The 13014-nt window shown below is 67.3% G+C and carries 1 protein-coding gene (only partly in view); it reads right to left on the reverse strand.

Features of this window, described 5'->3' with window-relative positions:
* Positions 1-13014, reverse strand: partial view of a lonely Cys domain-containing protein gene (locus tag OHB49_RS44940; protein WP_329167401.1) — the 3' portion only. 11625 nt of this gene lie beyond the right edge of the window; the window shows 13014 of its 24639 coding nt (coding positions 11626-24639); its start codon lies beyond the right edge, outside the window — the gene reads right to left on this strand; it ends in the stop codon at positions 1-3.

Here is a 13014-nt window from a genome sequence, read left to right on the forward strand (position 1 = left end):
TCAGAGCGGTGGCCGCAGTCTTACAGGGGTCTGGTACTCGCCCAGCCACATGGTCGGGCGCTCGCCTTCGGTGGCAGGGGTGTCGAAGTCCAGCAACGCGGCGGCCGCGGCGGGCAACCGCACGTTGTGCTCTCCGTCCCGATCGACGCGACGGAGAGTTACCGTGGTTGCCCTCGCGGCCAGTTCGGGCCGTTCCGCGATGAACGCGAGGGTCGCTTCCCACAGCAGGTCCCGTTGCGGATGCCCGTACAGTGCCCAGTCGGCCGACGTCAGGTGAAGGTCGCCGTCGCGGTTGTACAGGTCGCGTACCAGGGACTGGATGAACAGCTGTGCCGTGCGCAGCGTCTCGGGGCGTCCTGGCACAGGGGCGTCTTGCGGCGCGGGCGCCGGCTTGTCGAGCCAGGTCAGGGTGTTCCCGGCGATCACTCCGGGCAGGCTCGGGAAGTCCGCTGGGTCGATCCCGAGCCGTAGCGCCACGCTGTTGAGGACCGCGGGTCCGGTCCGCTCCATGACGGAGTTCCGGCGGACCATGCCCTCGGGAGTGGCGAGGTATCCGCTGTCCGCGGAGAGTATGTCCGGGGGCATCAGGTCGCGCTGGCTCTTGCTATAGCGCTTTTTGATCTCGTCGAGGTAGACCGCGGCGAAGGGATGGTTCATGGTCATCGCCAGCGTAGAGTTGCCTATGGTGCGGGTGTTTTTGTCGTGGTCGATGGCGTATCCCTCGCGGGAGTACAGCACCTCGGTCAGAGACGATGGATCCACAAACGCGTTGTCGCCGTCGAGGTATATGCCGCCGAAGCGGCGCGTGACCTCCAAACGGAGGATGTCGCTGGCCGCCGCGTATCCGGGGCCGGCCTGTTTCGCGCTCTCAGCCCTGTAGAACTCGTGTAGGAGCATGGGGGATTCCGCGTTGAATACCTCGTCGACGTTGACAACGACGATATTCCGCTGAGTCGCCCAGCGCAGCATGTCGCCCACGTCGGCGAGACCGGGGCTGTCCCAGGCTTGCTGAAATGCTTTGGCGCGGTCGAAGGCAGCGCGCGGCATGTCGGTCCACAGGACCAACTGCAGGTCCTTGTAGGTGTTGGCCGTCCACTCCAGACCCGCACGGAACATCTCCGTCTTCCCCGCTCCCTTCAGGGGGCCGCCCAGCCAGATGGAGTGCAGGAGGGCGGGGGTTTCCGCTGTGGCAGGCAGGGGCGGCAGGTCGTCGCTGCCCGCCCAGGCCCTCAGCTCGGGGCTAGACCTCTCGGTCGCCCACACCCTTTCGTCCTCCGGCAGCCTCGCCGGGGCCATCTCCGCGTGCGTCGGCGCCTCCAGCGCCACGTCCAGCCGCCGGAGGAACGTGATGGCCTGTCCCCCCGTCAGCGACGTGAAGTCGTGTCCGGCCAGGAAGCCGGGGGGCGGTGTTGGCCGGCGTGTGCCGAACAGGTCCGGGCCAAGGAGATAGGTGTCCTCTCCCGGCCGCCGCACACGGGTCGGAGTGATCACTGACGCGTGCAGGTCCGCCAGCAGCTCGTCCGCTCTCGCGTACGGGGCGACCTGGCCGCCCGCGACCCGGCTTCCCCCTCCTGCCGTGACATGAGGCGAGGGGAGGTGGCTCGCGTTACTCCGTGCCGCGCCGGGGTGGTCGATGGCGGGCGGGCTGTCGGCCTCCGATACGAGCCGCGACGCTTCCGAGAAAGCGGATGCGGACGTCAACGCAAAAACTGATTCCGGGGTCTGCGGTGCCCCGCCGCGCAGACCGGCCGGCCGGCCGGTGAGCAGGACCTGCGCGATCGCCTCACCACGTTGGCGAAGCGTGCCTGTCCGCAGGTGGGAAGGCAGCTCGTCGTGTAGCCGCTCCACCGTCCCGGCATCCACGGGGCCGTGGCCCGGGTCCAACGCCCGCATTTCTCGGGCCACCTCCGTGTGGAGCAGCGCGAGGTCCTGGGAGAGAGCCGACTCCGGTCGGGCCCCTTCGGACGACGTCGGCTCGAACCCCTGGGCGGACGGTGCATCGACCTCATCGACCTGTTCGGAAAGACCTGTTCCGCCTGTTCCGGGCCGTGGAGCGCGCGGTTGCGGGGCGACGTAGTGGTCCTCACCTTCATGGATGACGACGGCGAGCGGCAACTCGGGTTCCTCCCGTCGGGCGGCACCGGTGATCTGGCCATCACCTGTCGGCCTGTCACCGACGGCCTCGCCGGTTTCGTCGTCGCCGTCGTGGTCGCCGCCGATGAATTCGACTTCTTCGTTCGAATTCACCAGCGCTATCCGGACGCCCAGTTCTCGGGCTGCCACGGCGGACAGGACGCGGGCCGTCAGCTCCCTGACGGTCTCCTCTTCGCCGTCTGCGTACGTTGGGTCAAGGAGCAGGAGCCGGAACCGGTGGACGAGACTCAGGGCGACATCGGCGAGGGCTAACCTGCCGCCCCCCAGAGCACCCTGCACCAGCTGTCCCGGCGAGTGCGGCACACCGGCGCCGCGCAGCAAGTCCAGCGGCACCAGGGCCCCGCCGTCCAGGGGCGGCAGCGCGTGGCCGGGGACGTCGGCGTCGGTGACGCGAAGCGAAAGCCAGGCGGAGAACGCTTCGGCTGTGCCGGCATCAGCTGCCGCGAGGATCTCAAGCGCAGCAGGTGCCACGTGACGCAGAGCGAGCAGTAGCGAGCCGGTGAAGCCTTGATCTGTTTGCGGGGGCTCGCTTGGAGCCAACGTCAACGCCGCCCCGTCCAGTTCGGCAGAGTTTGGCCCAGTGCGGCGGTAGACGCCTCGTCGAGGCGACGCGGTGGCGGAATACGGCTCAGTCGATTCCTCGTCGCGGTTGGGGTACTGCTTGTCTGGCGAAGCCAACCGTAGGGCTGGTGCGGTGGTCTTGGCTTCGGAGTGCGGGGAGTCCGCGCTTTCGGGGAGGGGTGGGGGCGGTAGGAAGTGCGGGCGGTGCGGACACACCTCCCGCCACGTGTCGGGTGAGGCGGTCAGGTGGACCTGGGAGATGCCGTCGGCGTCGGGGTCGGACACGGGCAGACCATCGCGGCTGGTGTGGTGGAGTACGCGTCGGCCGGTTTGGTCCGCGATCGCGTGTGCCAGGGCCTCCCGCCCGGCGAGATCCCCCGAGACCTGGAGCATGATGGGGACGTCCAGGTCGGGGAGTTGCGGGTCTGCGGTCAGAAGCTCGGCGATCTGATCGAACGGCACCGGGTGCCGGGCCCCGTTCGGCTCGACCGCTTCAACGTGGCGGGGGCCGACCTCGGCGACCAGGAAATAATGCTCTGCCAGCTCCATGTCCAGGTCCAGTTTTTTGATCGGTCTGCTGGTGAAGTTGCGGCCTCGGATGCCGGTTTGGGTGCTTTGGGTGAGGGTGTCGGGGGAGAGGAGTTGGGTGGTGGTATGGAGGTGGTGGGCTGCCCAGGCGGCGGGTCCGGTTCCGGTGCGGCCTGCGGCGATCGCGTGCGCTATCAGAACCAGGACGGTGTCTTTGTGTTCCTGGGTGACTGGTTGGGTTATGTCCAGGTGGAGGATGTTTCGCGTGAGGTTGTCCGTGGGGCCGCCGTAGGCGTTGATGGCGACTTGGGCGCGTACCAGTGACCAGAAGGCCAGGGCGCGCTGGTCGCCGTCGGTGACTGGTCCGATCACGGGACCGTTCACCGGCTTGGCGAAGTCCACGTTGTCCAGGATGGCACGTGTGGCGTATTCGCTGTCGCGGGTCCATGCATCGTGGGGGGCTTGGACTGCGGGGAGGGGTAGGTGTGCGGTGAGCTGGAAGGGTCGCGAGGTGTCTTGGGCCCACTGCCGGGCGTGTGTGAGCAGTGCGCGGTGTGCGTCGGCGTCGGTGTCGGCGGTGGGTGTCGGTTGGTCGGTGGTTTGGTGGAGTTGTTGTGCGGCGTGTTGGAAGAAGGCGAGGGTGAAGGGGCCGGTTCCGATGAAGGCGGGGTCTGCTTGGCGGAGTCGTTCCAGGGCTCCGATGCCGGCCACGAGGTGTGGGTCGTGTTCGGCGGTGGGGCCGAAGACCTGTCGCAGGGCCCGCACCAGGCGGGCTGCCTGGCCGACAATGTGCTGTGGCAGCGGGCCTGGGCCGGCGGTCAGGCCCATGTCGCGTGCCAGCTGCTCCATCGCATCGCCTTCCGGATCCGGCCGGAACTCCTTCCACTCACCGAACCCGCCCCGACTGTCGGCCTCGATCCCCAGATCGTGGCTGTTTGCGTCTTGGCCCACGCCGTGGGTGGGTGCGTAGAGGGGGGCGCTGGTTTCGGTGGCCAGGATCTGGGCGGATTCGGCGGTGGTCAGCGGGTCCACGGCTCCTTGCGGCACGGTGGCCGCATAGCACGTTGAGACGAGGATGGGCACGGGGTGGCCTTGGGCTGTTTGGCGCAGTCTGTTCAGGCTGGGGCGTCGTTTGAGGTAGCCGCCCGCGGACCGCGGCGTCCCCCACAGCTTCCTGACTTCTCCGTTGATCCGTGCCCGCCACCAGAAGCGGCCGTGCCCGTCGCCGTGACCGTCGAAGACATACATCTGCAGGGCCGGGTCCGCGTCCGCCCACGGCGTGGGCGTTGTCCCCACCGGGACCAACTTCGGGTGAGCCGGATCTACGTGGTAGACGGACTGTGCGGATCGCAGCCGGGAATGGTAGTCGGCTGCCTCGGCGGTAGCCTGGTCGGCTTCGCTGATGGTGGAGCGGCCGATGGACTGGTGTGTTTCGGGGTCGATGAGGGCGTGGGTGATGAGGTCCCGGTCGGGCACCCAGTAGCGTTTGTTGCCCTTCCTGGTGTAGAGCCACTGGCCGCTGCTCGACGGTTCCGTCCCTGGCGGGGGCAGCAGTCCGGGCGGGCTGACCACCCACTGTCCCATCGGCTGCTCTCCCGGGTCTTCGTCGATCCGGACCGGGTAAGTCGTGCCAGTTTCCTCGTCGTTCCACGTTCCGGCGTGGCCGGTGGACGTCCACACGTTTTTGCCGGTGGTGTTGGCCACGGTCCGTGCCAGGTCGAGTGCCAGGTCGATTCTGTGCGGGGTGAGCAGGAGGATCGGGGCGCCGAACGGCCGGGCGGGATCGTTGGCGATCAGCTCGGCTAACACGTCCTCGGTGACCGGCCGGATGCCCTTTAGGGTCTGGATCCGGAACCGGCGCGATTGAAGTTCGCTCTCATCCTCATCCTTGACGGTGGTGTAGAGGAAGGTGTTGTCCGGCCAGGGGGCGTTGGTGAGACTGCCCTCGTCCAACTCGAAGTCGTCGTCGGTTGCCTTCAGCAGGCCGACGGTGCCGAGATTGAGGTTTTCTGGCGATTCGTCGTTCCAGTCGCGACCCTGGTTCTGGCCCTGGGGGGTCGTGACAAGCCATCTGTCGGAGAGGGCCCCCTCGGTCTGGAGGTGGTGGGCTTCCAGGGCTGCCAGGCTGTGGGCCCGTCCCTCACGCCGTGCCGCATTCACCGCCTGGACGGCCCGGCGGCGCCGGTCGGCCGGGTCTGTCACGTGTCGAAGGTGCAGCCTCTGGACGGCGAACCGGTCGAGGTCCGCCAGCGTCAAGGGAGCAAGGTCCGGGTTGTCAGGGAGAAGGCCGGCCAGGGTCTCGAGCGCCGTTTGTAGGTCGTCCTCCTCATCATCCATGACATCGCTGGTGTCGAGGTAGAGCGGGTTGAGTTCATCGGCCTGATTCGTGCTGCTCGTGCCGTCCACTGGGGCCGGGTCGCCGACCTCGCCGCTGTGAGTGGGCGTCGAGTTCCAGCCCTGGGTGGGGAAATGTTCCGCCCGCAGGCGGTCGGCGAGCTCCTGGCGACTGCCCGCACCCGGCTTGCCGCTGAGAGAGGGGAGAGTGAGTGGTTGGGTTTTGTCTCCGGGTGCGGGGGCGGGCCGGTCGGGGTGGATCGCGACGAGTCGGGCGTGGCCCTTCGCGAAGGTGCTCTCCCGGCCGAAGAACTGGTAGCCGGACTCGATGAGCTGGAGGATCTCGTGCCCCAGCAACGCCGGGGGGCCTCCCTCGTCGGGCGACTTGTTGCTGTCCCAGAGGGCGCCGTTGCCCAGGTTCTCGATCTCCTGCCAGAAGTTTCCCGCGTTCAGCTGCCCGCCGATCAGCATGCCTTCGATCCGCGGACCGAGACTGGTGACGATTTTGAACACGGCGCGCTCCGCGATGCCGCCGTCCACGAAGGCGTAGTTGGCGGTAACGGACCAGTTGGTGATGTTCAGCAGCCGGCCTATACGCGCGTCCTCGGACAGCTGGTCCCCGACCTGCCGCTTGCCCTGCTGGTACGCGGCCCACCGACTGGTGTCGCGGATGCGGCCGAGGACGAGCTTGCGCTTCGCACCGAGCGCCGCCGCCCGGTAGTTCGCCATCGTCTTCGACGCGGTGGCGGTCAGGTCGGCACGGATGCTCGACTCCAGGGCTGCCACCAGCTCGCCCCTGCCCCGCCCCTGGGGCGGACCCACCAGCTTATTCAGGTACTCGATGCTGTTGTTAGGCCCTCCGTTGAGTATGCCCCATTTCGAGCTTTTGTGATTCGCCTGCCAGGTGTCGTACTCGGCGAGGTACCTGTCGATTCCGCCCTCCGCCTTGGCGACCAGCCTGGGCACCTCACCATCGATCTTGCCCGGGTAGTGCAAGCGAGGATCGACGCCAGCGGTGAGGACCTGTTCGACCGCGTCAGACATGTGGCTGACCCCCTCGAACCGCTCCTGACCGCTGCTGCCCGAGCCCGGGGAAGAGGCAATGGCTGCGGAGCTGCCGCTGTTCCAGCCGTCGGACGGGAAGACGGCCGTCGTGTCAGGGGTGGTTCCGCGCGCGCCAAGCGGGGTGTTGCCGTTCCAGCCATCAACCCGGAACGGCGTGTCAGGCTGCAGTTCCTCGGAAAGCTCGCGCCATTCCCGCCAGTCCATGGCCTCGACGGGCATGCCGTCGGCTGAGGAATACTCCTGGATCGTCGGCACAACCGGAGTCGAGCCCGTCGGCTCGTCATCCGCAACGTCTGATTGTCCTGGCGTCGAGTTCCAGCCTCCGGTGGGGGATTGTGCTGCTGTCACAGGCGTGTGATCGGGTGTGTCCTGGTCCGTGGTCCCGGTTGGGGGCCGGCGTGTGGGAGAAGGGAGCGGGGTCGCCTCGTTGACGGTCACGTCCAGGTAAGCCGAACCCGCTGGGCCCTCGACGACGCGCCTGTCGACCACGGTGAATTTCATGCCCGGCGGGAAGAGGACCAGCTTCTTGTCCGGCCGGTCGGAGAAGGGGGTGACATCGCGGCCTGTGGAGTCGCGCACACGCAAGACGGCCAGATGCTGCGGCTCGTTGATGTCCGGTTCCGGCAGGAGTTCGAGCGCCTCCCTGGGATCCGTCGTGGCTTTGTGGACCGCATCGAAACTTGCGTCGCTCCCAGGCCAGAGAGTGCTCGCGTCGACGGTCCCTTCCATCCATCGAGGCAGGAAGACGTCCTTGTCTATGCCCGGCAGTACTTCCAACGCCTCTTTCACCGTGTACCCGTGGACGGGCAGGAAGCGCAGGGTGGCTTCGGCGATCTGGTCCAGGCGCCGTGTGACGGCACGGACGGAATGTCCGGGCCAGTCGGCTGTGTTTCGGGTGACGACCTGGTCCAGGTCCTCCGCGGTCTTTCTGAATTGCGGGTTCTGGACGAGAAGCCGTGGCAGCAGCTCGGCGTCGCCGCTGTACGGGCCCAGGGCACGCGCGTTCACCCGCGCAGCCGCAAGGTTCGTCCACACGTCGAGCCAGTTGGTGAGCAGGTGGCCGGTGGCGACGTTGAAGTGAGAGGTGAACTTCTTGAAAGCGTCTTCGGGCTGTTCGGTCGTGGCGTGCAGTTGCAGGGCGGCTATGTGCGCCTGTTGCAGGTGGACGGAGCCCTGCTGCCGGTGGTCGGCCTTCCACCGCTCGACGGCGGCAGCCACGCTGAGGGTCTGACTCGTCAGCGCGCCCGGCCACTGGTTGTCGGGGGATGCGAACACCTGCTGGAGGTCGTCAGGTGCGGGCGCTTGCGCCTCCCGCCTGGTCGCCTGGCTCATCAGCCTGTAGAAACGCAGGTGGGGCAGAGTCAGTCCCGCCCGGAGCTCTTCAGGGGCGGGCTCGGGTAGCACGGAGGCGACCGTCTCGTCGGCCCACTGGTACATGCCAAGCGCGTCGCCTGAGAGGATCTCGGCAAAATCCTCCAAGGGGTGCACCGCCTGCATGGCGTGGAACACCTCGATCATCGAGGCCGTACCGGTTTCCAGCGAGTGGCCCATCACCGCCAAAAAGAAGGGGCCCGGGATGCCGGCCACGCTCACCTGGTCGTACGCGGCCAGCAGCCACTTCTCGCTGTCGGCCGGTCCGGCCGACAGGGGGAATCCCCGCAGGGTCAGGCTCTGCCGCTGGTCGGCGGAGTAGGGCGAGTCGGCCGGCGGGCGTGCGGTGAGGCTGGCCGGCCTCAGTTCGGGCTTGCTCTCCCAGAGGTCGGCGAGGGTGTTCGGCTGTTCGTCGGTATTGGCGTAGGCGGCACGCCGGAACGCGTCCATCAGGTCGGTCAGGGTCGCCTCGCCGCTCTCGTCGAGCAGGTGGTCGAAGGCCTGCGCCACTTCGGCGGCGTTGCGCGGCTCGGCGTCCAGGAACACCCGGGATGCCGTTTCCACGCCGTAATGGCTCGCCAACAGCGCATGCAGATCGGAGACCGCCCGCCGGGCCTCTTCGATCACCGCGGGGCTGGCAGCAAGCGCCCGACCGACCATGTCTTCATACTGCAGACTCTGCGAGTTCCAGGCGGGATCGTCGTACGCCGCGTCGAAGGGCGACACCAACTCTTGCGATGCGGACCGCCAAGGGTCAGCGATTATCCGCTCGGCTTCCTCACGTATCTCCTTGGTGCGTGCGGTGACCTGGGCCCGCTTGTCCGCCCGTTCCTTGAGTAGCCGCTCGGCAACCTTCCGGCGGCTGCCCGCAGCGTCAGACAGGAATTCCACGAGCCTGTCGAACACCTTGTCGTCGGCTCTCTCCCAATAACTCATAGTGAGCTCTAGAATGACCCGGAAATACTTGACTTTCTCCCGCAGTACGTCGTCCTTGTCCGTCCTCGATGACGCCTGGAGTTCCGTGACTTCCTTCTGGAAGCGGGTCCAAAGCGGCTCCAGTCCGAGCGCCAGTTGGTCCGCTTTGCGGGTGGCCTTGGTCGCCACCATGGCCAGTGGGTCGATGGTGCCGTCGGGCAGATAGCGGCCGTCGCCGTCCGGGTTGTGCACGCCGATGGGCCGCGGCCATCCGGTCGGCTGCTGTGTGAGCCCGCGGTCGATCGGCAGCCCTGAGGCGAACTTCGCCTCCGGCCGGTACAAACGCGAGACCAGCTTGCCAAGACCCTCCTCGTCGAGGCCGAACGCATGCCGGGGGAAGTCCCCGCCGATCCGCGCCACCTCGCGCAGCACGGACAAGGCGATGCCCTCACGCACGTCCGCACCGTGGAAGACCTCCTCCTCGAAGGAGACCAGAACCCGCCGCCGGCCGGCCGGCGCATCCGGGTAGGTGTTCACCCACTGGGTGTGGAGGCCAACCACGAGCCGCGAGGAGCGAAGAGGCAGGTCACGGTCCGGCATTCGCAGCTCGCGCATGCTGGCCCGCTCCAGCGGGGCCCCCTGGTCGTGCAGGGACACCCAGCCGCCCAGCCGCTCCAGCTCCTCGATGCCGAAGACCAGCGTGGTGGGACCGTACCGGGTCTGCATCGGGGCGTCCCCGGACTCCACCCGGAAGAACGCGAAGTCCCCGTTGCCCAATAGCGCCGTGTCCATCGTGCTCATGCCCGAGGCGAGGAAGGCCTCTCCCTGCCGTTCCAGCGCCGACAGGGAGACCAGCACACCGCTGTTGGCGATGGCATGGAAGGCGGGCGTGGCGTGCTTGAGCCTCAGCGGAAGGCTCCGCAGCCGCTCATACAGGTCCTGCCACTGCCTGTCGCCCAGCAGGTCACCCACGTCCGACCGCAGCGCCGCGACGTTGCCGCGCGACAACTCCCGCACGAACTCCGCCCTATCCGCACGCGTCATCTTCTCGAGATCCGGCATGACGAGACGCCACAGGACCCCATCCGGGAGGCTGGCATATGCCTTGCGCCCGCGGTAGGCCCGCACATGTTCGGCGAGCACCTCCAACGTGCTCGGGGCCACAGGCCGCAAGCCGTCCAGGGTCAGGTCGCTGACACCGCCGCTCGCCGCCGCGCGCTGCACCGCGTCCGCCAGGTTCCGGGCCGCCGCCACCGTCGGCACAAAACTGTTCCTCAGGTAGTACTGGCCGCCGAAACGGGCAGCGTCCACCATGAAACCGTTCAACGCCTGCGCCACCACATCGGCGAAACGCCGCACCTCGCCCGCACGCTCGAGTACGCGGTGGACAGCGGCCCCTGAATCGCCACCTTTTCGATGGAGCATCCGGTTCCATCGGTGGACCAACCGGTCAATCGCGGTGAGGGCGTTGTAGGAGTCCCCGTCGCTCAGCAGTCGTTCCAGGCCGTCCAGTGACGCCTTCAGCTCCTGGAAGCGAGCTTGGACCTCCGCACCACTCCACAGGACCTGGCTGCCGTCCCCGCCGCCTGCGGCACGAACCGCACGGTCCAGACGGGAAGCGAAGTCCCGAACCTCGCGAGCCCACCTGGACTCGTCCAGCCCGGCGAACCGATCCACCAACTCGTGCAGCTCCCGCTGGGACAGAACCCTGGTATCGATCAGCGCACTCGTCCGAAGCCGCTCGTCGAAATCCAGAGCCCGCCACTCCCGCCAGGGCATGGCGCCCCGCGCGCGAGCATCGCGCAACGAGCTCAGGGAAGTCACCGCCTCGCCGTCGAACAGGAGGTAGAGCGGCTTGAGTTTCTTGGCTTGGCTCGCTGGCGAGTTCCAGCCGTCGGGCGGGAATTGCGTTGTCGTGTCGGGGGTGGCTGCGGATGTCATGTTGCCGTCCTCAGCCGCGGACGAGGCTCCGGGGTGGAAGGTGCGCCAGGCGGTGGCGTTGCCGTCGGCGTCGTATTTCAGGTTGACGCGTGGGGCTTCGCCTTCGGGCTGGCTGAAGTTCACCTCGCCGACGGGTGCGTTGACCGTCCACCCGGAAACGTCCGCGACGATCTGCGCGTCGCTCTGCGCGCGGTCCGGGGTCGTGGACTCCGCGCCTGCGGTGCAGGAGAACAGAGTGATCTGCTTGAAGCCGGACAGTTCCTTCTTACGCGCGCGCAGTTCCCGGCCGACCTCCTCCGCACTCCAGACCCGGCTGCGGCCGTCCGGCCCCACGACGTGGAACCCCTGCTCGTTATGGTGAAGCGCCAGGAAGAACGACTCCCCGAACTTGTGCGGAAGGTCCCGCCATTCACTGCCCGGGGTGTTCTGGTCGTCCAGACGCCACTGCAGATAACTCTTCTGCTCGGCGAGCTTGCCGTAAGCGTCCTTGCGCTTCCCGGCATCCTGGGCGTTGAAGGACATCACGCCGATACGCCGGTCGCTGGAGTCGGTGATCTCCTGCGCCACCGCATCAGGAGCCTGCCACCGGGACTCCGCCCGCTGGGAGAGCGTCTGTCCACCATCCCGGAACGGCGTGTCATGCTGCAGTTCCTCGGAAATCTCGCGCCATTCCCGCCAGTCCATGGCCTCGACGGGCATGCCGTCGGCTGAGGAATACTCTTGGATCCCGTTCTGGTGACTGTAGAGGTAAAGCGTCGGCACAACCGGAGTCGAGCCCGTCGGCTCGTTATCCATGACGTCTGATTGTCCTGGCGCCGAGTTCCAGCCTTCCTTGGGGAATTGTGCTTCCGTCAGAGGTGTCTGGTCGGGTGTGTTCTGGGTCGCGGTGCCGGTCGGGGGCTGCGGTGTGGGGGAGGGGAGCGGGGTCGCCTCGTCGACGGTCACTCGTAGGTAAGTCGGACCCGCTTTGCCCTTGACGAAGCGCTTGTCGACCACGGTGAATTTCGTGTCCGGCGGGAAGAGGACCCGGTTCGTGTCCGGCCGGTCGGAGAAGGGCGTGACATCGCGGCCCGTGGAGTTATGCACACGGAGGACGACCAGATACTGCGGCCCGTCGCTGTTCGGTTTGGGCAGGGGCTGGAGCGCCTCCTTTAGGACCGTCGTGGCTCTCTGGACCATCCCGACACGTATCCGGCCCCCAAGCAGGAGATCGTCGGCGGTCCCTTCCATCCATGTCGGCAGGAAGACTTCACTGCCCACAGGCGGCAGTGCTGTCAACGCCTCTTTCACCGTGTACGCGTGGACGGGCAGGAAGCGCAGCGCGGTTTCGGCGATCTTGTCCAGGCGCCGTGTGACGGCACGGACGGAATGTCCGGGCCAGTCGGCCGTGTTTCGGGTGACGACCTGGTCCAGCTCCTCCGCGGTCTTTCTGAATTGCGGGCTCTGGACGAGAAGCCGCGGCAGCAGCTCGGCGTCACCGCTGTACGAGCCCAGGGCACGCGCTTCCACCCGCGCAGCCGCAAGGTCCTTCCACACGTCGAGCCAGGTGGCGAGCAGTTTGCGGGTGGCGACGTCGAAACGAGAGGTGAACTTCTTAAAAGCGTCTTCGGGCTGTTCGGTCATGGCGTGCAATTGCAGGGCGGCTATGTGCGCCTGCTGCAGGTGCACGGAGCCCTGCTGCCGGTGATCGGCCTTCCACCGCTCGACGGCGATACCCACGCTTCTGGCCTGACTCGTCAGCGCGCCCGGCCACTGGTTATCGGGCGACGCGAACACCTGCTGGAGGTCATCGGGCCCCACCGACCAGGCCTCCCGGCTGACAGCCTGACTCATCAGCCTGTAGAAGCCCAAGTGAGGCAGAGCCAACGCCTCACGGAGCCCTTCAGGGGCGGGCTCGGGCAGCACGGCGGCGACCACGACCTCGAACGCCTGGTACATGCCCAGCGCGTCGCCTGAGATAATCTCGCCAATATCCCAGCCGGAATACGCCGCCTGTATGGCTTGGAGCACCTCGATCATCGAGGCCGTACCGGTTTCCAGCGAGTGGCTCATCACCGCCAGAGGGAAGGGGCTCGGGTTGCCGGCCACGCTCAACTGGTCATACGCGGCCAGCAGCCACTGCTCGCTGGTGGCCGGACCGGCCGA

Origin of the sequence: Streptomyces sp. NBC_01717, assembly GCF_036248255.1 — a bacterium.
GTDB lineage: Bacteria > Actinomycetota > Actinomycetes > Streptomycetales > Streptomycetaceae > Streptomyces.